Genomic DNA, 21,610 nt, shown 5'->3' with positions numbered 1-21,610 from the left:
ATTACAGATTTGGAACTTTAATCACATCGCCAATACGTAGTTGTGTACTTGGAGTGAAATCATTCATTTCCGCAAGTGCACTGGTGTCCATACCATATTTACTTGCTAGACCAATCAAAGTATCACCACGTTTTACTTTGTATTCAGTCACTGTTTTAGGAACTAAAATACTTTGACCACGTTGCAAACTTGCATTCGCTTTCAAATCATTTAACTCAGCCAATTCACGACCAGACAGTCCAAAACGGTTCGCAATACTATTTAGAGATTCACCCGCCTTCACCGTATATTTTTCAGTATTCTTGCTTGGCGTAGACTTAGCACTGTTTTTACTATTTTCAGATTTTGCTGATTCAGCTTTTGGTACATCACCCGTAAGTTTTAGCTTTTGCCCAACACGAACACTACTACCACGAGATAGACCATTTAAAGCAGTTACATAATCTAGTTGTAAATAATAACGACTCGCGATGTTGCTTAAAGTATCACCTGATTTTACGGTATAAACATCTGGTGCAGTTTCTTCACGCTCTTTCTCTTTTAACTTGCTATTTGCACTGAGATTATTTTTGCTTGGTGCATCACCTGTGAGTTTTAGCTTTTGTCCAACGCGAACACCTGCTGTGCGCTCCAAACCATTTAGATCAGCAATATAATTCACAGTAAGCTGATATTTATTTGCGATCGCATTAAGACTATCACCAGATTGCACGACATATTGCTCAGGAATCGTTGAACCTGCTGGCACTTTTAAAACTTGCCCTAAACGAACACTTTTGTTGGCTTTGAAGTTATTCAGTTCAGCCAATTCACTCAATGTAATTTTAGATTTTGTTGCGATACTCGATAAAGTATCACCACGCTGTACAATATAGGACTCTGTCTTATAGTTACTTGATGCTGTTACATTTTCATATTTAACCGCACTTTTAGGTTCGACAGTTTCTTCTGTTTTTGAAACCTCATGCAGCGGTACGTTAATTTTTTGCCCAACAAATAAATTGCTGCTTGCAGTCAAACCAGAAGTTAAATCAGCCAATTCTTGATTAGATAAAGCATAACGATCAGCAATCAGTTTTAAATATTCCCCACGCTTCACTGTATAAGATTTCGTGGCTACCTTTTGCATCGTCGTTGCTTTATTTTCGACAGTGCGAACTGACTGTTGTGGCGCGTTTAATTGAGTGTTCCGTGGATTGTTTTTTGGTTCTTTGAGCGTTAGTTTTTGGCCAACAAATAAATTATCTGTCACTGATAAATTATTATAGTCTGCCAACTGTTTTAAAGTTAAATCAAAACGGGTTGCTAAATTGGTAAGATTATCCCCTGATTGTACGACATAACTCTCAGGTTTACGTTCAACGACTTTTGCAGCCTCAACAACCTGTGGTTTTGCATCATATAAATACAGGCTTGTACCTACAAATAAAGTTCCAGTCGGATCAATCTGGTTCCACGTTGCGATATCACGCCAATTGACACCATTTTTTTGTGCAATCAAAGCCAAGGTATCGCCTGGTAACACGACATAAGTGCTACGTTTTCCTTTCGGTGCAACCACAACAACATCAGTATCCGTTTTAATATACGGCTTTCCTTGATTGCGTTTGGCATCTTCACTATTTGCTGTCGCTGCATCTTCAACTAAGTTCTTTGGATAAGCAAAGCCCTTGCTGACCTCAACGCCTTTCTGATCAGCAACAGATTGGCTAGTTTGAATTGCTGTTAATTTAATCTTGCCATCAAATGGATCGACAATTTCTGTACCTTGAGGTGCAATTGCTTTAATTTCAGCAACGACTTGGTCTTTTTCTGCTTGTGTCGCTTGTGGTTCTAATACTTGAGTAACTGTTTTCTTCTCGCCGGTTTCTTTTACAGCGGCAATAATTTGTTCACGCTCTTTAACCGAAATCGGTGGCTCAATCTTAACTGGCTTTACATTTTCCGCTGGTGTAATCGCAACAGGAATACGCGGGGCACTAGGCACATCGGCAGCAGCAGCAAATGAAGCTAATGCATCAGAACCTCGAGGTGTATTGGTTTTAGTCAGCGTTGATGTTGTTGGGCGCGTCACTACTGTATTACTTGCCGTTAAAGGCGGTGGTGTCTTAGTTGACGGTGTAATCGTCTGACCTGAGTTAATATTGGTTCGAACTGTGGTAGTAGCGACATTAGATGTATTGTTATTCATTGCAGGTGGTTGGCTATTGCTTGCCCAGAAACCACCTGAACTTACTTTTCCAGAACGTAATTTCGCATCGACTGACGGACTTAAATCTGCAGGAATTAAAATACGCATTGGGCTCATTGGATCAACGGTTTCACCGCGATGAGCAGGGTTCAAAGCATACAATTCCGCACGGCTTAAGCCTGTAATTGAAGCAATTTGATTCATATCCAAAGGTGCAGCTAAACCAACTTCACGGAAGTGTGGACGGTTTGCGATAGGCGGCAAACTTACGCCATAGGCACTTGGATTTTTAATAATTTGAGCAACCGCCAAGAAGCGTGGAACATAGTTCATGGTTTCTTGCGGAAGTTTTAATGACCAGTAATCTGTTGGTAATCCTGCTGCACGGTTACGGTTAATCGCCTGTTGAATACGACCCGGTCCTGCGTTATAAGCAGCCAAAGCCAATTCCCATGAACCGAATTGATTATATAAACTACCTAAAAACTCATAAGCAGCGCGTGTCGACTCAACCACATCACGGCGACCATCATATAGACTGGTTTGCTGCAAACCATAAATACGCCCCGTGCTTGGGATAAATTGCCATAAACCCGCTGCTGCTGCACTACTGGTTGCAGCTGGATCGTAAGAACTTTCAATAACAGGAAGTAAAGCCAATTCGGTTGGCATACCACGGCGTTCAGCTTCTTTAACCGTATGATACAAATAACGACTGGCACGCGCGCTTAAGCGATCTAAATATGGTTGACGAGAAATAAACCAACTACGTTGTGCTTCAATACGAGAATCCCAATGGTTTAAATCCATTTTGAATCCAACCGTCATTCGCTTCCACACATCACCGTGTTTCAGTACCAATAAACGATCACCTTCAACAGCGCGCATATCGGTAGCTGATAATAAATCTTCTAAAGAATCTAAACTACTTGCATCTAAATAACCTGAACCAACTTGCTTAGTTGATGATACTTTGTTTGATTGTGGTGTTGAGGAACAACCTGTCGTGATTCCCAACGCAGTTAGAGCAGAAGTGAGTACAGTGATTTTGAATAATGATGTTGCAGATGTTTGCAGCACCAATGTGTTCGATTTATACATAAAAACTTCCAGTCAACTCACGCTAGTTTATTTCTTTGATTTGCCATTGTAGTAAAGCATGTCACTTAGACAAGGCAATAATTTAACGTGATTTGCATGGAAATGTTACAAGAAATTAAAAAATATGAGTTTTGTAACCGCTCAACACCAGAATTAAGCTTTAAAATATAACTTATCTAGCTAGAGTGCTAAACTCTAGCCATATACATTCAAATAAAACATCATTTTTTATGAATGTAATCTCGTAATACAACACAAACTTTTAACTTTAGGTTTAACTATGTCTCAAACAATCACACTTTATGTTGATGGCGCATGTAAAGGCAATCCAGGTTTAGGTGGTTGGGGTGCATATATCATTACCGAACAAGGTGAACATAAACTTTGTGGCGGAGAACCTGAAACAACCAATAACAGAATGGAACTGCAAGCTGCGATTGAAGGTGTAAGTTTTTGCCCTACAGACGCACATCTGATTATTTGGACTGATTCCAATTACGTTAAACAAGGTATTACTGAATGGATTCATGGTTGGAAAAAGAAAAATTGGAAAGATGTTAAAAATCCTGATTTATGGAAAAAGTTAGATGCTGTTTGCGCTAACCGAAAAATTGAATGGAATTGGATCAAAGGGCATGCTGGACATGCTGGTAATGAAATGGCTGATCAATTGGCCAATCTCGGTGCCGAACAAACGGCTCAACAAATGAAATCTCTCGTGCAGGCTAACGCTGATACAAAAAAGCCTGAATCTGACTGGTTATTAGATGACCCATTTGGTCTCGACCTTGATGAAGATATTGATAACTTGGTTGAAGAAGTCGAAGAGATCAGTATCGAGGAAATTAATCCTGATGTAGCTGTAATGAGTCACTCAATAAGCCCAAATACATCAACAACGACAGTTCACCCTCAGATTGTTATTACTGAGGCAAAAGTACACTTACAAGGCCCTCGCCAACTTATTCTGGATACCGAAACTACAGGTTTCTATTTCCAAGATGGTGACCGTATTATTGAGGTTGGTGCGATTGAAATGATCAATCGTAAACTTACGGGAAGCTCAATTCATATTTATATCAATCCAGAAAAACCTGTAGGTGACTCTGAGGATATTCACGGTATCAGCGACGAGTTTTTGCAAGATAAACCTAAATACGCAGAAATTGCCGACACACTGTTTAATTTTTTACAAGGCGCTGAAATTATTGCACATAACGCGACATTCGATATGAATTTCCTAAATATGGAGTTCAAACGTGTTGGTCTGCCATTATTATCTGATGTTTGCGAAGTTACAGATACACTGGCTTTAGCTAAAAATAAACATCCTGGGCAAAAGAACTCTTTAGACGCTTTAGTTCGCCGTTATGAAATTCCTGCACGTGATCGTACCTTCCATGGTGCGTTACTCGATGCTGAAATTTTGGCTGATGTTTATCTCGCAATGACGGGTGGACAAGTTTCTTTTGATATGGATGCCCTTTCACAAAATGAACAAAACCAAAATAAAACCACTCGTTCTCGTATCGAAGTAGATTTACCAATTATCTATCCATCAGAACATGAACTAAATGAACATGAGACTTGGGTCAAACAATTTGAGCAAAAACATGGAAGCGCTTGCCTTTTTGCAAAATAAATTTGCTGTTGAGCGTAATTTTTTGTATTTCAAGTTTTCAAACTTAAGTTATATTAACTGTTAATGATTTTACCTCCTATTCTAGGAGGTTCATGGATATAACAACTTAGGAAAGGTGTAGGTCATATGTCTTACCAAACCTCGATTCATTTCGACCCAACTGCATTATTAATAATAAAAAATGAGATCGACAATTCGATTAAATTGGTGGAGACAGCTGTCAATACGCTTGCCGAAGAACAAGCATTGCCTTTTGGTATTGATGACGCACTTAATCAGTTCGAACAGTGCACACAAGTACTTGCATTAATTGATATGCCTCATTTAGCACAAATCACTCAATATTCAGCTGAGCTTATGCGTCAAATCATGGCTCAACCGCAACAAATTAAAACTAGCGATATCGTTGCTCTCAGTGAAGGTACAACGATGTTAAAACGCTATATTGAGTTTATTTGTTTACGTGAAGTCAAAGTACCTCAGTTCTTAATTGATACGCTTAATCGCTTGGAGAAAGCTTTAGGCAAGCCAATTACCAAAGAAGGTCAAACGCTTCAACCGTTACTGGATTTCATGACACCAAACTTTAATTTGCCACAAGCACCAAGTTTGGAACAATCGAAGTATATCCACCAACTTTATAAATTATGCTTAAACAAGCTGATTAAACAAAGTGAATCTCCTCTCGATTTACAAGGAATTAAACTCGTTGGTGTTTACCTTGCAGGTTTAGCCAACAATCTACCGAGCCAACAATATTGGCAATTGGTCAATGTAGGCTTAGGACATATTGATGAGCTTTTGATTACAGAAGCACGTTTACGTACCCTTATTCAAATCGAAACGAATATTGCAAAATTCTTGGCTCAACCAACAACTTATCAAAACAGTATTGCTGATTTGGCAGATATTTTGACGATCTGCATCAGTCAAGAAGATGATTTATCACAACATATTCGTCAACAATTGAACATTGGTGATGAATTACTCAGTGATACTCAACTTCAAGTTTTGAGTCGTCATTTATACGGTCCTGACTATGAAACGGTACATACAATCAGTCAATTAATAACAAATGAAATGGCTCAAATTCGTAATGAAATTGAGTATAACCATCAAAATATGTCGGCTGAAAAAACCCAAGAACTACAGCAAAAGTTAACTCAACTTTCTAATGTATTTAAGGTACTTAACTTAAATGAAGCAGCTAAAGAATTAACTCAGCAAGCTGAAAAATTGAGTCAACCGAATACATTAACTGATGCAACTTCTATTCAACATTTAATGAATAGCATTTTAGCATCGATGAATTCAATCGGTATCTTAGAGCGTAATTACACTTCCAGTCGTTTACAATTACGCGTCAACAATATGCAAATTTCTTTAGATCGCTTAGATGAAGCTCATCGAGCATTGTTGACTGAAACTAAGACTTTGATTGAAACATTGACTCAAACCTTAAGTTTGTATGTACAAGATCCAACAGCTAATACATTAGAAGCCCTTCCTGTATATCTGAATGAGTTATCAGGCGCTGCGTTATTCTTAGGTAGCTCTGCTCAACAAACTGCACTGTTAGGTGCAGCACATTTTGCACAGCATCGTTTGAATCAGAACGAAGCGATTGATGCTGAGCAAATTAACTGCATTCTAAATGTTGTTGCTGGTTTAGATTTACTCGTTGATAACCTAAACAATAAGCAACCTGTATTGCAATCTATGTTTGATGTGGCATTATCAAGCAGTCAGCAATTACAAAACATCGCCGCATAATGACTCAGCTCTCACTTGCTTATATTTTTCAACATCAAAAACTGTTAGTTGATGAAAACCTGCAACTGCCAAAGGTTGAAAAATTAGCAAGTGATTTACCCTTGAATCATAATGATCACGTTATTGCGCGTGATCTACTTGAAAATGAAGCCATTCCCGATGGCTATCAGCTCGTTCCAATCCGTGAACTGATTCAGTCATGGTCAACTACAGAATTTCTTCAAGCCAGTCGAGCAGTCCAACTATTAGAATGGCGACGTAATCATAAATTCTGTAGCCATTGCGGTCATATGACTGAAATTCACGCCAAAGAATACGCAATGGTTTGCCCAGCTTGTGGCTATCATCAATATCCTCGCGTTCAGCCTTGTATTATTACAATCATTACCAAAGGTGATGATGAAATCTTACTTGCGAAATCGGCGCATAATAAAAGTAATATGTACGGGCTAATTGCCGGATTTGTTGAAGTCGGAGAAACATTAGAAGAAGCTGTGCAACGAGAGGCTTTTGAAGAAGTCGGTTTAAAACTAAAAAATATTCGTTATATGTCGAGCCAACCGTGGCCATTTCCAAGTAATTTAATGATTGCTTTTCATGCTGAATATGATTCAGGTGATATTCAATTACAAGTGGAAGAAATTAGCGAGGCTCAATTCTTTAAGTTTGATCAACTACCTGAAATTCCATTTAAAGGTAGTATTGCACATGCAATGATTATGCAAATCGTTGAGAATAAAAAAGCATCTTAATCAAGATGCTTTTTTTATTTAATATTCTAAAGCTTCATCTAAGAAATGCAAAATCGTTCGTTTGGTTTTGAAGTAATGACTTACAAAACTGGCCAAAGTCGCCACAATGGTAATGTGTCCAGTCTTAGGAATAATCATCACATGGCTATGATTACCCTTTTCTCTCAATGCCTTATCAAGATCGAAACTATTATGATTACCAACCAACTGATCATTCTCAGCCATCAATAGATAATGTTTAATCTTATTCGGATTAATAAAATAATACGGCATCACTTGTTGGTACGATGTTTTTGGATCAAAAGCATGTTCAGATAAAGGATCATTTTTATAGTCAAAATGATACGGACCAGCCAAACCAACAATTGCCTTAATATTATCTGTATATTTAAATTGCTGAGGCTGAGCAGAATACACCACAGACATCACATTAAAGGCACCCGCAGAATGTCCCATCAAAATGATGTTATCGGTTGAAATATTCAATTTAACTTTATTTTGATTCAAATAATGAATCGCTTGCGCTAGATCATCGACAAATGCTGGAAAGATATTCTCTGGAGCGAGTTGATAATTAATAACAGCAACATCAAAACCTTCTCGAGCAAAGGTTTCGCCAATGAATAAATAATCTCTCTTATTACCATGTTGCCATGACCCACCATGTACAAAAACAATCAAAGGTTTTTGTTTCTTTGGATTCTTGGTTCGATAAAGATCCAGTCGATTTCTGGCTTTTAATCCATAAGCAAGATGTTCTTCTTTTTCAAAAGTATCCTTTGGCGTCAGATAATTCATCGAATAGCTTGCTAAATCATACAGGCGAAATTCCTGATAAAAGTTTTTCGCCCGTATAACATTTTCTTGTACTTGTTGAATAAGTTGCTTCATAGATTAGGGTTTAGTCGGAGTAATAGTCGCTGGTTCAGTCTGATCAGGATCAATTGCAACTGGAGTTTCAACTAAAGGTTGTGTTGAAGCACCACCAATCATCGGTGTTGCTGCTGTAGCACTTGCTACCGTTCCAGATGGTTGATCAATATTATCAATCAGTGTCACGATTTTACTCACATTACCAACTTTTTGTAAGACATCATCTAAGTCTCTTATCTCAGCAGTATTTAAACGCCCCATCACATAAAGGATGCCATTTTCAGTATGAACTAATACTTTACTGTCAGATACAACAGGCGCTCTCATTAGCAAACCACGAGTATTTGCAGTCACAGTAGAGTCCTGCATAATCGTGTTGTAATTTACTTTATCACCAACAGTAATGTAGTTATGCACAGCTTTTACATCACTCATCGCTCTTAAATTGTCTTCTGCTAATTGTTTCAAATAAGGATCAGGAACTTGCCCTGTTAATAAAACATTACTGTGGAAACTTTCAATATTGATGCGTGACTGCTTAAAGCGATGGTCTAGTTTGTATAGGTTGATATTTGCAGTACGCTTGATTGAGGAATCAATAAAAACCTGCCCTAAACTGCGTTCACCACTGCTTGTACCAACAGGCGCCGATCCTGTTCCACCAGAAATAAAACTCGCACATCCCGATAAACTTGCAACACAAACCAACGTCATCGTTAAACGTTTCAACACTTGGCAAGACTCCCTATCCACTAACTTTTTCAATCTACTGCACTTTTCTTGAAATGACTCAACCGTATCTCAATCCAAAGTAAACGCATGTTTAATCCATTGCTGATCATACTTCAATTTTGAAAAATCTGGTTGTAGTGTTTTTGCAAGTTTCTGTGGAAAATCAAAACAGATCACATCAAAACGACAGTCAAAATTGTAATAATTGGGATATCTTTGTAAAAAGAACTGCGCCGTCTTAATAATCTTACGTTGCTGTGAATACGAAATCACTTCACAGGCCCCTGCATAACTGCCTTCGGAACGGGCTTTCACCTCCACAAAAACCAGCTCATTTCCACGTTTGACAATCAGGTCAATTTCTCCAAAACGTGAATGGTAGTTTTTATTGACATATTGATACTGCTGGGACTGTAAAAATAGCAATGCCGTCTGTTCTGCCCATTGTCCCAAAAGATGTTTGTGTTGTTCCATTGTGCCCATATCTTATTTTAAAATTTCAATGCTATTTTTCTGCTGCCTGTAACAATATGGCTGCCTGTAGATTTTACGGTCTTTTAACTCAATTGCACCTGTGCGCCCAACAAAAGAGAACTGCACCTGTCCAGTTTGCTCCAAGAACTGTTGACTTATCGTCCAAGCATCTCCTCCAAAAGCTAATAAACGTTGAAATGCCATTGTTTCTGGTTGTTTCTTATAGGCTTCGATTAAATCTGCCCATTGCCCATTATATAACGCAGGTGTATCACAAAAACTTAAACCAATTGGAATAGATTGTCCCTGCTCAATACTCATCGGTGTGACGTAAATATTCTTTTCGGGTAATGTACCTAATTGTTCCAACCAATGTTGACTCCCTAACAATAATACCCCTTCTTTACTTGATCGTTTTTGTGGTACTTCATCAACAAATTCTATTCTGATGAAAATTGATCCTTTAGTGCAGAAAGCAAAAGTTCTGTTGCTGACTCAGTTCCTGTTTCTCGAACGATAAAAAGCTTTTTGATGCGATCTTTTTGAAAACGATGATTTAATGCTTTGACTCGCTCGCGCCATCGTACCCGATTCAGGTAGAATCACGAGTATGTCCGCATATACAGGACTTACAAGCGCTGCCAAACCTAGCAGCAAACAATATTTTTTGTAATACATGAGGGAGTTACCTTTTATGAGTGCTCAATTATTTGTTGTAGCAACCCCGATTGGGCACTTAGATGACATGACCTTTCGTGCGATTGATATTTTAAAGTCTGTATCGGTGGTTGCGGCAGAAGACACTCGTCAATCTGCTCAATTATTTAAACACTATAATATCTCAACACCGTTAACAGCGTGCCATGATCACAATGAAAGTAACAAAATTGATCAACTTCTCCAAAAAATGCTAAATGGTGAAAGTATTGCTCTGATTAGTGATGCAGGTACGCCCCTCATTAGTGATCCAGGTTTTAAGCTGGTTCGTGCAGCTCAGGAACATGGCATTCGTGTGATTCCTGTACCTGGTGCCTGTGCTGCAATTGCAGCATTGAGTGCTGTAGGTTTACCAAGTGATCGCTTTAGTTTTGAAGGTTTCTTACCGTCAAAGGCTTCACAACGAATTAGCCAACTTGAAAAACTAAAAGATGAGACACAAACACTCATTTTCTATGAAGCGCCACATCGTATTTTAGACAGTGTAAAAAATATGGCTGAGGTATTTGGTGAAGATCGACCTGTAGGTTTTGCTCGTGAAATCACAAAGACCTTTGAAACTATTAAAAAAATGACTTTAAAAGAGTTGGTCACTTTTATTGAAAATGATCACAACCAAGAGAAAGGTGAAATTGTAGTTGTGGTGGGTGGTGCCACTGCTGAAAAAGACATGGCGCAAGATAAATTGGATGAGTTGCTAAAACGCTTATTACAAGATTTATCAGTCAAGGCAGCATCTCAATTGGCTGCTGATCTAACAGGTATTAAAAAGAAAGTGGCTTATCAACGTGCTTTGGAATTGACTCAAGATAATAAATAAGACTTAAAAAGATACGTAGGAAATGGCTATAGACTCATTACCCATGTTAGGTCCCCATGAAAGCAGAGAACTTGAATTGCTGCTTTCTGGTGAAAAACCAATTGCCTTTTTTTATGAAGGCCTTCCTGATGAGTTTTTGCCTTATCTTGAATCAGGCATTTTAAAATCCCGAACCAAGACCACTACAACCCGCCTCCCCAATATACAAATAGAAAATATTCTTATTTATAAGGATGTTGCAATAGAGCAAGTGGATGAATTGATATCGGTCATTGAACTATCCCTCAATCAACCGAAAGCAGGATTTGTACCAGAGCTTGAGCGAAGAATTGGTCAATTGCTGGGCTATCGAGAGGAAGATATTGAATTCTATTTACAGCATCTTTCCAGAAACAAGAAATAAGCATACCAAACGCATATTGCTGCCTTCATGGAATGGATAAGGCATCAATACTCTCCAAAATGCACAATGTGGGATTCTTAAAGCACTGTATCAGCCACTGTAATGCGGACACGAATCACATCAACATCAAAAAGCACCACAGTCGTGATGCTTTTAAATCTTTCAGCTTATTCGTGAGTCTCACCTGGCGGAACTTCAGTAATGCGTCCACCACGTGCCAGAAACGCGGCAACCTCATCTTCTAGAGCTTGGCGTTGTTTCTGTTTAGCAGTCACTGTTAAGGCTTCTGCTTCAGCCAAATCTGCGTCATTGGCACTTGACTCTTCGCTATCCGCACCACTTTCTGCAGCTTTCGCTTCTTCATCGTCTACCGCAGAATCTTCAGTGTTTTCGTCGTAATCATTCATTTCCGTCATATTACTCTCCCCACAATGACTAAACTCTCATCATCGTTATTTGGTCATCAGAACTTGATGAAATTTAACAAGCTCTTCTCATTTATCAAAGCAAAATATTCATTAAATTGTGCTTTTTATAACCAAATTCACTCTGATTTATAAATGATTGTTTAAAAAATATCTACTGTTTTTTAGCAAGCATAACGAGTGTGCTGTAAAGCCCCTAATCCATTCGCTTGTCGCATAAAGCGATCTTTAAACCAATCGAATTGTTCAACTTGTTTTAGACCAAAATTTCGTGCCCAAACAAACGGAAATAATTCTGAACTTTCCAACCAACCAATTGCGGACATACTGTGCATCATGGCATCATTCTGGCCTTTACGTTGGTGTTCATAACGCAATAACGTTTGCTCATTGGCCCACACACCACGTTTTAAATCGTGCAGTAGAACATCACACAATACCGCAGCATCCAGACAGCCAATATTTACACCTTGACCAGCCAAAGGATGAATCACATGTGCTGCATCGCCAATCAAGGCTAAACCAGATTTAATATAACGCTGCGCTGCGCGAGCTTTTAGTGGAAACTGTGCTCTAGAACGAACCGCAACTACTTTTCCCAACATTTGCAGACTTTCTTGAGTCAGTAAGCGCATAAAGTCTTGATCATTTAATGCCGAATATTCATCGGCATAATCATCGGGTAAAGTCCAGACAATCGACTGCCAATAACCATTCTCTTGTGCATCCAAACTCGCCATTGGTAAATATGCCAATGGACCCGTCGGTAGGAAAATTTGACGAGCCACATATTGATTCGGTTGTGTGGTTTTAATCGCGCAACTGATGGCAGCCTGTTTGTAATCCAGTACATCTAAATCGATATAGGCTTGCTCACGAACAAAAGAGTTCGCACCATCTGCACCAATCAGCAACTTGGTTTTTAGTGTTGTTCCATCCGCCAATTGAATTGACCAACCTTGTGGAATCTGCTCAATCCGTATGACTTTGACTTGAGTGCGATAGTCTTTTAGTTGTTGCAGCATTTTCTGTTGAATCGCAACATTCAAGACACTTGGCTCAACCATCGAACCCAAAGCCTGATCTGATTGAGGTTGCTGTTCAGATGCATGACCAAAATTAATTTCACCATAGCCATTTTTATTCCAGACTTGCATGCCTGAATAGGGCATTTGACGTGCTAAATCATCCCAAACATCGACTGTTTTAAGTAGGTGAATCGTCGCCTGACTCAGTGCCAATACTCGAGGATTCATGACTGCCAAAGTTTTGTCCTGATCAAGTACAGGTGCAGCATCCAATACCGTCGCTTGCACCCCACCTTGCGCCAACAATAAAGCGGTTAATCCACCAACTAAGCCACCGCCAACAATCACAACATCTAACAGCTCACTCATGCTTTTAATCCCATCGCATAGTTAGCAACCAAAGGTTTAACACCTGGAATCACATCAAATGCAATCAGTCCAGTATTACGTAATAACTTGAGAATTGGATTTTGATTACTAAAACCACGCACCACTGAATCACAGAACTTAATCACCCTTTGCTGATCAGTTAAGCGTGCTTGTTCATAAGCCAATAAATTATCAGGATTGCCAATATCATCTGACTTCGCCAATTGCTCCATCAAGAAACGAACCAGTACATCTGCATCACGCAAGCACAAATTAAAACCTTGCCCTGCCACTGGATGGATGGTATGTGCGGCATTACCCATCAACACCACACGCCCTACCGCCTGCTTATGTGCCAAGACCTGAGCCAGTGGATAGCTAAAACGTTTACCTGTTTTTTCAAACTTACCTGCACGATCACCATAGGTTTCCTGTAAAGCATCCAAGAAATGCTGATCATTTTCCTCACCCAACCATTCCGCCTCAGTGCCTTTCTTCACAGGCCATACCACTGAACGACGGTATTCACCTGGCAAAGGCAAAAGTGCCAATGGCCCTAAAGCACTAAAACGTTCAAAGCCAACTTGTTGATGTGGTTTCGAGGTTTGTACGGTGGTGACGATTGCCACTTGATCATAATCATGTTCATCGACACCTACCCCAATAGCTTGTCGACAAAATGAATCACGACCATCAGCCGCAATCACCAACTTGGATTTTAAGGAATGGATATATTCACCATTGCGCATGGCTTCAATCTGGACTTGATCTGCATCTTGTGTGAGTGAGGTGACTTGCACACCATCAATCAACTCAATCAAAGGCTGTTGACGAACTTGGGTCAGCAACACACGACCCAACCATGCGTTTTCAATCACTTGCCCAAAGCTTTCTACTTTTTCTTGTTCAGCAACTAGGCGTGCCTTACCAAAGCTGCCTTGCTCTGTGATATGCACTTGTAGAATTGGTGTTGCATGTTGTTGTAAGGCTTGCCACAAACCCAATTTTTGATAAATCTGTACGCTGCGGCGTGACAATGCGGTGTTACGCGCATCAAAGCTAGAATAATAAGGGGAAGCGTTCTCGTCATCGTAATTTGGATATTTCACAGCTTCTAATAGCTTTACTGCAATATTAGATTTTGCCAACATTAAGGCAAGGCTGAGTCCAACCATACCTCCACCGACAATGATGACTTGTTGCTGCATAATATTATTCCTTATCAATTTTTCATGACTTGATGTTTCGGGACTATCTTACTCTAACTTAAATCAGCAATGGAATTTGTACTTTGTTTGGTCTGTGTTTTATTTTAATTCGACAAATAAAAAAGGCTTATCCTAGAATAAACCTTTAGATCAATATTTCTGACTTAACTAGCCATTAATTGCTCAATTTCTTCAACAGTTTTCACTACATTTTTCGTCAAAACCAATGGACCACTTTCAGTCACAACAATATCATCCTCGATACGAATGCCGATACCCCGCCATTTTGCATCAACTGTTTCATCATCGGGTGCAACATATAAACCAGGTTCAACAGTGACCACCATACCTGCTTCATAAGCACGCCAATCTTCGCCAGTCTTGTACGCACCGACATCATGCACGTCCATACCGAGCCAATGACCTGTACCATGCATAAAGAATTGACGGAATGCTTCGCTTTCAACCAATTCATCCACATTACCGCTCAGCAAGCCGAGATCAACCAAACCTTGGGTTAAAATCTTGACAGCCACTTCATGTGGATATTTATAGTGATTGCCAATACGGGTTGCATCAATTGCCGCAAGCTGTGCATCTAAAACAATATTATAAAGTGCTTTCTGCTCAGGACTAAACTTACCATTGACTGGGAAAGTACGGGTAATATCCGATGCATAGAACTCATATTCACAAGCCGCATCAATCAAAACTAAATCGCCGTCTTTTAAAGGCTTGTTATTTTCAACATAATGCAAGATACAAGCATTTTCACCACCACCGACAATGCTGTTATAAGCAGGTACACAACCGTTTTTACCAAAGATATAATTCAGCTCTGCTTCAAGCGCATATTCCATCATATCTGGCTTTACATTTTGCATAGCACGGGTATGCGCTTCAGCACTGATATTGGCTGCGATCTGCATCAACTCAATTTCTTTTGCTGATTTTTTCAAACGCATTTCATCAACAATACGGTCCAACTGAACCACTTCAGCGGGTGCAGCACCACCACGACGCTGCTGTGCATCTGCTTTTTGAATCCATTGGCTGACACGTGCATCAAATTCCGCATTTTGACCAATACGATAGTAAAGACACTGTTTATTTAACAACTTGTCGATAATTTCTTCATCAAGCAGATCAATTGCATACGCTTCATCTGCATCATAGATTTCAATCGCACCATCAATTCCAGCACGATAGCCATTCCAGATTTCCATTTCACGGTTACGTTCGCGGCAGAATAAGCTATAGCTATATTCCTCGCCCTCTGCAAAGGTTTCGATTACCGCAACGGCTTCTGGCTCGACGAATCCAGTCAGATAATAAAAACTACTGTCTGCACGATATTTATAATCCGCATCGCGGTTACGATACATTTCTGCTCGCGTTGCAATAATGGCAATGCTATTGCTGCCTATTTGTTTAGCAAGAAGATCACGACGTTGTTTGAAATCGGCTTGACTTAATTTCATATTGTCCTTCTGATGAAGATGAATGATTGTAAGTATCTGTATTTATAAGAGCTTAAGGCACCGTCCGAGTTAACTCGGACGATGTGGGGTGAACATTTCGACAACCGTTTGCGGATCAGTCGCCTGATTATCTTGATTTCTGCTTTTGGCATGAAAATTTTGTAGCAAAGAACTTTCAGCCACAGCAATCTTTTTACGACCAATCGACAAGCTCACAGGAATCAGGCGTACAAACTCATACAATTCCTGATAGCTTTCTTCGCCTTCTTCATCATTATCAGAGTCTTCAAACTCAACTGCAGCAACATCTTGTAAATGTTCAATCAGCTCTTGTTCTTCACCACGAATATGACCTGAAGCCAAACCAAAACCTAGGACTACGCCTGCGCACCAATCTGCCAACGCTTGCACACGATCTACAAGCAAATGGCTATCATCTGGAAGCATAGGCAAATAATCTAATTCATCATCTGACAAAGCATGAGAAACATCTTGTGCTTCATCCGTTAAACTTTCGAGTGCTTCTGACTGTAAAGCTGGCACGTTGAGGGTGTTTAAAATTTGTGACCATTCATCGGTGGTTGGCGCTTGTGTAACACAAACTATACCTGTGAGTAAACCGTGTAACTCACTTGGGCTTGAAATTTCTTCAATCCCATCAAAATGGGCATTCCATTCCGTCCAACCTGAAATATCGTCTTGCATTCGTTTATCCAATCTCTATACTGCTGTATATATTACCTTTGATTGCAACTCTGTGCGACCTTCGTTATGTTAGAACAATTACAGCGTCTACAAGCGCATATTGGTGTTTTAAAAACACGCTTACATCATTTAGAGCGAGAGAATACTTCGCTTACTGAGGCTAAACAACTCGCTGAAACTGACCACCATGCACAAGTTGTGCAGAAAAATAGCATCATCACGCAAAAGCAGGAAGAAGTTGATAACTTAACTGAACAATTGTCTCAGTTACAAGATCAATTTAAACAACTGAATCAAGATGCAACAACTTTGGCTGAACGCTACGGGCGTTTAGAGAAAAGTACTACTGATTTGAAAAACCGCTTCCAGGAAATTTTGGCTGAACGTAATGATCTACGTGTAAATAAAGAGAAGTTACAAGCACAGCAACGTCATAGTCAGCAAGAAATTCAAGATTTACAACAAGATCGTGATCGCTTGCTACAAAAAAATGAGTTGGCAAAATCTAAAGTTGAGGCGATTATCCAGCGTCTGGCTGTTCTTGGTACAGCACAGGATCAACATGCACAAGAGATTCAGCAACTTGCCCACCCAAATGCTGAAACACAAGAGGAGACCTGATCATGAGTGAACCGATTGTTGTTGAACTTCGCCTCATTGAACAGACGTTTCGGCTAAACACGACTGAAGAAAAGCGTGAGGAACTAGAGCGTGCTGCTGAATTACTGAACCAGAAATTTCATGACATGCGCCGTAATGCCCCACGTGTTGAACATAACAAGCTTGTGATTATGGTTGCCCTGCAAATGGCTCAGGAAGTGTTTAGCTTAAACAAATCATTACAGAAATATGCACATTGTGAGCATTTACTTCAAACGATTTTGGAAGATATAGAACAAACTGTTGAGTAAAATTGCACAAAGCCTCATCAATTAATAATTATCTTTACAAGTAGCGATTGTCATCGTGTAAAGATCGGTTATACTAAAACTGTCTCTAGGGTGTTCGCCAGTACGTCTAGTCCCCTGCCGATACTTAAATTTATGGATGTGTCCTGTATATTTTGAGTGTATGCCTACCCCGAGTAGGAAACCCAGTAAGTATGCGTCACCTCCACCTTGAACTCATCGGGTTCAGGGTAACGACCATGCAGCGGCATCTCTGGAGCAATTTTTTTAATTATAACAATAATGATTTCACCTCAAGTATTTTTTAATAAACTATTTATTTTGAATAGAATTTATACTGTTAAATTAATCCCGATTAAATTTTCTAAATCTTTTTTTATAATTGTTCATCACGGCTGTGTTGCACAAAGATTTGAAATGCAAAGCCCCCTAATTGAGCTAAATTTAAGGCGTAACTTAGGTAAGTGGTCGACCTAATTCCGTAAATCTGTTGAGGACCGCTACACGTGCATGAATCTCATTGACTTGGCTATCAAAACGCCTTGCACTGAGGTTATCTCCTAACAATTTAATGCAGTGCATTTTAGTTTCAACCAAACTTCGTCGATGATATAGCCTGACCATTTTTTCCATAGTGTCCTGCCTAAACGTTTAACTGTTCGAAGTCATTCATTTCGCTCTAGCGAGCTACTCTTTGTATCTTTCCATGGTTTCGCATTTTTTCTAGCTGGAATCACCGCATGTGCTTGCCAATCTGCAATGGCCTGACGGCATTGCTTGGTGTCATAAGCCCCAAAGAATGCAGCGTTGGATGGCTGCATCGGAGTAGGTTTGATTTCGCCCTTGTTTGCCTTTTGATGGAGCATACCACTGCGTAGAAGGATCAAACCAAATGGCAATATTTCCGCGATGAATGAGTGCTCGGTTATATGCGGGCCAATTGGTTGTGCGGTAGATCTTGTGTGTAGGCCTCTTCATTTGAAAATTATATCGATGAAAAGCCTTTACAGATAGGTTTGTGCAACAAAGCCAGTAAAAGTGATTTTACAACACGACTAAATTTATTGTTTTGCATCTTTAGATCCATCCTTAGCTATTTCCCAATAGTTTTGATTCAAGTTAAGGATAAAACAAAAGAATAGAATTGACTGCATTCATTTTGATGATGTCAGTTGGGTCAAAATAAAGCTCCTACTCTCAATTTATTAGAATAGGGGCTTTATTTTTCTTAAAATGAATTATGATTTATTCAAACGTAAAGCATTCACCACAACAGAGAGCGAGCTTAATGACATTGCTACAGCAGCAAACATTGGTGTGAGCAATAATCCTGTTAGTGGATAAAATAAACCTGCTGCAACAGGAACACCTAATCCATTATAAACAAAAGAGAATGCAAGATTTTGCTTCATATTTTTTACCCCTAATTTTGCCATATGAACTGCTTGTGCAACCCCTTGAATGTCCCCTTTAACTAAAGTCACTTGCGCTGTTTGCTTGGCAATATCTGTTCCTGTTCCCATCGCAATACCAACATTCGCCTGCGCCAGTGCTGGCGCATCGTTGATACCGTCCCCAGCCATTGCCACAATTTTTCCCTGAGCTTGTGCTTGTTTCACAATTTCAAGTTTTTGCTTAGGATCAAGATTGGCATAGACTGTTTTAATACCTAAAGCATCTGCAACCATATTTGCATTTTTCTGATGATCACCAGTTGCCATAATTACTTCAATTCCATCAGCATGTAGTTGATCAATCAAAGTTTTGGCATTTTGTTTGATTGCATCATGAATCGAAATATAGGCAATCACTTCTTGTTCTGACATCAAAAAACTAAACACATCGCCTTGTGCACGTTTTTGATCCAACTCATGGATTAAATCAGCATCCACGGTTAAAGCTAACTGTTCAATAAGCTTCTGACTGCCAATATACAAGGTCTGGTGATCAATATTTCCTTTCACACCAAAGCCTGCCACATCCTCAAAATCAGAGACATTGAGTAATTGATTTGCATCAACTAATTGAGTTAAGGTCTGGGCAATTGGATGCGTCGAATATTGTTCAATCGATGCAATCCATAATTCAATTTGTGCTTGGTTATAAGTTTGAGATAAAAGCTGAATCTCTTTTAAACTTGGTTTACCTTCAGTTAATGTTCCTGTTTTATCAATAATCAAAGTATTGACCTTACTTAAAGCTTCAATCGCCTCGGCATCTTTAAATAACACGCCTTTTTGAGCGGCTCGACCTGTGGTTGCCATCACGGACATTGGTGTTGCCAAGCCAAGAGCACATGGACAAGCAATAATCAAAACAGCGACTGCACACATTAAAGCCAAATCAAACTGTGCTTTCCCAAATACCATCCACGCAATAAAAGTCAGCACACTAATACTGAGTACGGCGATCACAAAATATTTTGCAACCACATCTGCAATTCGTTGCAATGGTGCTTTGGAGCGTTGCGCATCAGCGACAGTTTGGATCATTTTGGCTAATGTCGTGTTCGTACCCACAGCAGTTGTTTGGATTCGAATAGAGCCTTGTTGATTAATTGTCCCGCCAATGACTAGATCATCTTTTTCCTTTTTCACAGGAACAGGCTCACCTGTCATCATGGATTCATCAACATAGGTCTTTCCATCAACGACTAGACCATCTAATGGAATTTGCTCACCCGATGATATTTGCAAAATATCACCTTGTTTGACCATCGCTATATCTACTTCAACAACTTGATCATGCTGCACAAGTTTCGCTTTAGCAGGTTGTAAACGGAGTAAAGCTTTTAATGAATTTGCTGTTTGTGAACGTGCTTTTAGTTCTAAAATTTGACCCAACAAGCTCAATGAAACAATCATACAGGCTGCTTCAAAATACACAGCGACACCATGCCCTGTTTTCGCCTCAACTGGAATGAGTGATGGGAAAATCGTGGCAATAACACTATAAATAAATGCTGCAAGCACCCCGACACCAATCAAACTCCACATATTCAGATGTCCTGTTTTATAGGACACCCAACAACGTTGTAAAATGGGATAACCCGCCCATAACACCACAGGCAAACTTAAAAGAAGTTCAATCCACGGCTGAATATGTGGCGAAATAAAGGCATGAACATGCGAACCCATGGCCAAGATCATCACCAACAAACTCAAAGGTAATGTAGTCCAAAAACGTCGACTAAAATCTACCAGTTCAGGATTTGGTCCATCATCCAGAGTGGGTTGCATCGGCTCCAGTGCCATCCCACAAATTGGGCAAGTTCCTGGCCCTTTTTGTACAATTTCAGGATCCATTGGACAGGTATAATCCATATCCATTGCCCCCTCAGGTAGAGGACGCTGATCGACTGGAATTAGATAAAATTCAGGATCATTTTTAAATTTATCAAAACAAGATGGGTTACAGAAATAATATGTTTTACCTTGATAATCTGTTTTTAAATCTGTCGTGGTTTTGACTGACATACCACAAACAGGATCAATTTCTGTATCAACTAAATTGCTTTCACTTGAATGATCATGCTTTCCACCACAACAAGAAGAAGATTTTTTAGCTTCATCTTGAATAGATGCTACTTCTGGTTTAGGGCCACAACATGAACTTAGTTTTTGCTTCGTTGGCTTAGGCTTACAACAAGAAGATGTTTGAGCTAATTCAATAGCTTGCTCTGATTCACTTTCACAACATGAACCTACTTTTTGTTGAGACTGCTTAGCACAGCAAGATGATGTTAATTTTAGATATTGATCTGATTTTAAATAATTTTCAGGTTTTGAGCTGAATTTCTGTTGGCAACCTGCTGAACAGAATAAATAACGAATATCCTGATAATCAAAATAATGCTTCGACGTTTCAGCCACCTGCATTCCACAGACAGGATCAATATATTCATAAACAATTGCTGTTTTCTGACCTGAACAGCAGGATGAAGCTTGTTGCTGAGTCATCATTACACCTATCTTTTCTTTCTCGATAGGACTAGGATAAAGTCTGTAC

General features: G+C 39.5%; 17 protein-coding genes, 1 other RNA gene and 2 pseudogenes. 8 read left to right on the top strand and 12 right to left on the bottom strand.

The features are described from left to right. Position 1: 1 nt before the first annotated feature. Positions 2 to 3,292 (bottom strand): LysM peptidoglycan-binding domain-containing protein, encoded by a 3,291-nt coding sequence (locus ABLB98_RS04490; protein ID WP_348882874.1) that lies wholly within the window; start codon positions 3,290 to 3,292, stop codon positions 2 to 4. A gap of 280 nt (positions 3,293 to 3,572) precedes the next feature. On the opposite strand from ABLB98_RS04490, the gene dnaQ reads away from it, so the two are divergent. From dnaQ to nudC, 3 genes are all read left to right on the top strand, one after another. Next, complete coding sequence (gene dnaQ, locus ABLB98_RS04485; protein WP_348882875.1) at positions 3,573 to 4,934, top strand: DNA polymerase III subunit epsilon; 1,362 nt, start codon at positions 3,573 to 3,575, stop codon at positions 4,932 to 4,934. Positions 4,935 to 5,060: 126 nt separating this feature from the next. Further along, the gene (locus tag ABLB98_RS04480; RefSeq protein WP_348882877.1) at positions 5,061 to 6,707 is read left to right on the top strand and encodes a chemotaxis protein; all 1,647 of its coding nucleotides are present in this window, start codon (positions 5,061 to 5,063) and stop codon (positions 6,705 to 6,707) included. After that, positions 6,707 to 7,459: an NAD(+) diphosphatase gene (gene nudC / locus ABLB98_RS04475; protein ID WP_348882878.1), complete on the top strand. Its 753-nt coding sequence runs from the start codon at positions 6,707 to 6,709 to the stop codon at positions 7,457 to 7,459. The genes ABLB98_RS04480 and nudC overlap by 1 nt, the downstream gene beginning before the upstream one ends. A gap of 18 nt (positions 7,460 to 7,477) precedes the next feature. Here the strand turns inward: nudC and ABLB98_RS04470 are convergent, their stop codons facing one another. From ABLB98_RS04470 to ABLB98_RS04455, 4 genes and pseudogenes are all read right to left on the bottom strand, one after another. Continuing rightward, a complete protein-coding gene (locus ABLB98_RS04470; RefSeq protein WP_348882880.1) occupies positions 7,478 to 8,350 on the bottom strand; it encodes an alpha/beta hydrolase in 873 nt (290 codons plus the stop codon). 3 nt (positions 8,351 to 8,353) lie between these two features. Continuing rightward, a complete protein-coding gene (locus tag ABLB98_RS04465; RefSeq protein WP_178882579.1) occupies positions 8,354 to 9,064 on the bottom strand; it encodes a BON domain-containing protein in 711 nt (236 codons plus the stop codon). A 69-nt stretch (positions 9,065 to 9,133) separates the two neighbouring features. After that, positions 9,134 to 9,538 carry a YraN family protein gene (locus tag ABLB98_RS04460; protein ID WP_249570245.1) on the bottom strand — a complete coding sequence of 135 codons (405 nt, stop codon included), beginning with the start codon at positions 9,536 to 9,538 and terminating at the stop codon, positions 9,134 to 9,136. A gap of 12 nt (positions 9,539 to 9,550) precedes the next feature. Further along, positions 9,551 to 10,216: pseudogene (locus ABLB98_RS04455) on the bottom strand (hypothetical protein). Positions 10,217 to 10,232: 16 nt separating this feature from the next. On the opposite strand from ABLB98_RS04455, the gene rsmI reads away from it, so the two are divergent. Next, entirely contained in the window at positions 10,233 to 11,075 is an 843-nt protein-coding gene (rsmI, locus tag ABLB98_RS04450; protein ID WP_348882881.1) for a 16S rRNA (cytidine(1402)-2'-O)-methyltransferase, read from the top strand. A 22-nt stretch (positions 11,076 to 11,097) separates the two neighbouring features. Next, positions 11,098 to 11,478, top strand: coding sequence for a hemin receptor (locus tag ABLB98_RS04445; RefSeq protein ID WP_348882882.1), 381 nt, complete (start codon positions 11,098 to 11,100; stop codon positions 11,476 to 11,478). A 167-nt stretch (positions 11,479 to 11,645) separates the two neighbouring features. Here the strand turns inward: ABLB98_RS04445 and ABLB98_RS04440 are convergent, their stop codons facing one another. The 5 genes from ABLB98_RS04440 to ABLB98_RS04420 form a co-directional block, all read right to left on the bottom strand. Next, positions 11,646 to 11,894, bottom strand: a complete 249-nt coding sequence (locus ABLB98_RS04440; RefSeq protein ID WP_348882883.1) for a hypothetical protein — start codon at positions 11,892 to 11,894, stop codon at positions 11,646 to 11,648. 173 nt (positions 11,895 to 12,067) lie between these two features. Beyond that, positions 12,068 to 13,300 carry an FAD-dependent monooxygenase gene (locus tag ABLB98_RS04435; protein ID WP_348882884.1) on the bottom strand — a complete coding sequence of 411 codons (1,233 nt, stop codon included), beginning with the start codon at positions 13,298 to 13,300 and terminating at the stop codon, positions 12,068 to 12,070. Next, positions 13,297 to 14,508, bottom strand: a complete 1,212-nt coding sequence (gene ubiH, locus ABLB98_RS04430) for a 2-octaprenyl-6-methoxyphenyl hydroxylase (RefSeq protein ID WP_348882885.1) — start codon at positions 14,506 to 14,508, stop codon at positions 13,297 to 13,299. The genes ABLB98_RS04435 and ubiH overlap by 4 nt, the downstream gene beginning before the upstream one ends. 164 nt (positions 14,509 to 14,672) lie before the next feature. Continuing rightward, positions 14,673 to 15,989, bottom strand: a complete 1,317-nt coding sequence (gene pepP, locus ABLB98_RS04425; RefSeq protein ID WP_348882886.1) for a Xaa-Pro aminopeptidase — start codon at positions 15,987 to 15,989, stop codon at positions 14,673 to 14,675. A gap of 69 nt (positions 15,990 to 16,058) precedes the next feature. After that, positions 16,059 to 16,694 carry a UPF0149 family protein gene (locus tag ABLB98_RS04420; RefSeq protein WP_348882887.1) on the bottom strand — a complete coding sequence of 212 codons (636 nt, stop codon included), beginning with the start codon at positions 16,692 to 16,694 and terminating at the stop codon, positions 16,059 to 16,061. A 66-nt stretch (positions 16,695 to 16,760) separates the two neighbouring features. Between ABLB98_RS04420 and ABLB98_RS04415 the strand changes: the two genes are divergently transcribed. The 3 genes from ABLB98_RS04415 (at position 16,761) to ssrS (ending at position 17,866) form a co-directional block, all read left to right on the top strand. Next, positions 16,761 to 17,315: a hypothetical protein gene (locus ABLB98_RS04415; protein ID WP_249570254.1), complete on the top strand. Its 555-nt coding sequence runs from the start codon at positions 16,761 to 16,763 to the stop codon at positions 17,313 to 17,315. Positions 17,316 to 17,317: 2 nt separating this feature from the next. Continuing rightward, positions 17,318 to 17,605, top strand: a complete 288-nt coding sequence (locus ABLB98_RS04410) for a cell division protein ZapA (RefSeq protein ID WP_249570255.1) — start codon at positions 17,318 to 17,320, stop codon at positions 17,603 to 17,605. A 79-nt stretch (positions 17,606 to 17,684) separates the two neighbouring features. Continuing rightward, a non-coding RNA gene (gene ssrS / locus ABLB98_RS04405) (6S RNA) lies at positions 17,685 to 17,866 on the top strand. A 192-nt stretch (positions 17,867 to 18,058) separates the two neighbouring features. On the opposite strand, the pseudogene ABLB98_RS04400 reads toward ssrS, so the two are convergent. Continuing rightward, positions 18,059 to 18,580: pseudogene (locus tag ABLB98_RS04400) on the bottom strand (transposase). Positions 18,581 to 18,840: 260 nt separating this feature from the next. Further along, positions 18,841 to 21,561 (bottom strand): heavy metal translocating P-type ATPase, encoded by a 2,721-nt coding sequence (locus ABLB98_RS04395; RefSeq protein WP_348882888.1) that lies wholly within the window; start codon positions 21,559 to 21,561, stop codon positions 18,841 to 18,843. Positions 21,562 to 21,610 lie beyond the last annotated feature (49 nt).

Source organism: Acinetobacter yuyunsongii (genome assembly GCF_041021915.1).
Classification (GTDB): Bacteria; Pseudomonadota; Gammaproteobacteria; order Pseudomonadales; family Moraxellaceae; genus Acinetobacter.
This window is presented reverse-complemented; position numbering and strand designations above follow the sequence as displayed.

Coding starts and splice junctions, on each gene's coding strand:
- ABLB98_RS04490 (WP_348882874.1), bottom strand. CDS start 3,292: ATGTATAAATCGAACACATTGGTGCTGCAAACATCTGCAACATCATTA.
- dnaQ (WP_348882875.1), top strand. CDS start 3,573: ATGTCTCAAACAATCACACTTTATGTTGATGGCGCATGTAAAGGCAAT.
- ABLB98_RS04480 (WP_348882877.1), top strand. CDS start 5,061: ATGTCTTACCAAACCTCGATTCATTTCGACCCAACTGCATTATTAATA.
- nudC (WP_348882878.1), top strand. CDS start 6,707: ATGACTCAGCTCTCACTTGCTTATATTTTTCAACATCAAAAACTGTTA.
- ABLB98_RS04470 (WP_348882880.1), bottom strand. CDS start 8,350: ATGAAGCAACTTATTCAACAAGTACAAGAAAATGTTATACGGGCGAAA.
- ABLB98_RS04460 (WP_249570245.1), bottom strand. CDS start 9,538: ATGGAACAACACAAACATCTTTTGGGACAATGGGCAGAACAGACGGCA.
- rsmI (WP_348882881.1), top strand. CDS start 10,233: ATGAGTGCTCAATTATTTGTTGTAGCAACCCCGATTGGGCACTTAGAT.
- ABLB98_RS04445 (WP_348882882.1), top strand. CDS start 11,098: ATGGCTATAGACTCATTACCCATGTTAGGTCCCCATGAAAGCAGAGAA.
- ABLB98_RS04440 (WP_348882883.1), bottom strand. CDS start 11,894: ATGACGGAAATGAATGATTACGACGAAAACACTGAAGATTCTGCGGTA.
- ABLB98_RS04435 (WP_348882884.1), bottom strand. CDS start 13,300: ATGAGTGAGCTGTTAGATGTTGTGATTGTTGGCGGTGGCTTAGTTGGT.
- ubiH (WP_348882885.1), bottom strand. CDS start 14,508: ATGCAGCAACAAGTCATCATTGTCGGTGGAGGTATGGTTGGACTCAGC.
- pepP (WP_348882886.1), bottom strand. CDS start 15,989: ATGAAATTAAGTCAAGCCGATTTCAAACAACGTCGTGATCTTCTTGCT.
- ABLB98_RS04420 (WP_348882887.1), bottom strand. CDS start 16,694: ATGCAAGACGATATTTCAGGTTGGACGGAATGGAATGCCCATTTTGAT.
- ABLB98_RS04415 (WP_249570254.1), top strand. CDS start 16,761: ATGTTAGAACAATTACAGCGTCTACAAGCGCATATTGGTGTTTTAAAA.
- ABLB98_RS04410 (WP_249570255.1), top strand. CDS start 17,318: ATGAGTGAACCGATTGTTGTTGAACTTCGCCTCATTGAACAGACGTTT.
- ABLB98_RS04395 (WP_348882888.1), bottom strand. CDS start 21,561: ATGACTCAGCAACAAGCTTCATCCTGCTGTTCAGGTCAGAAAACAGCA.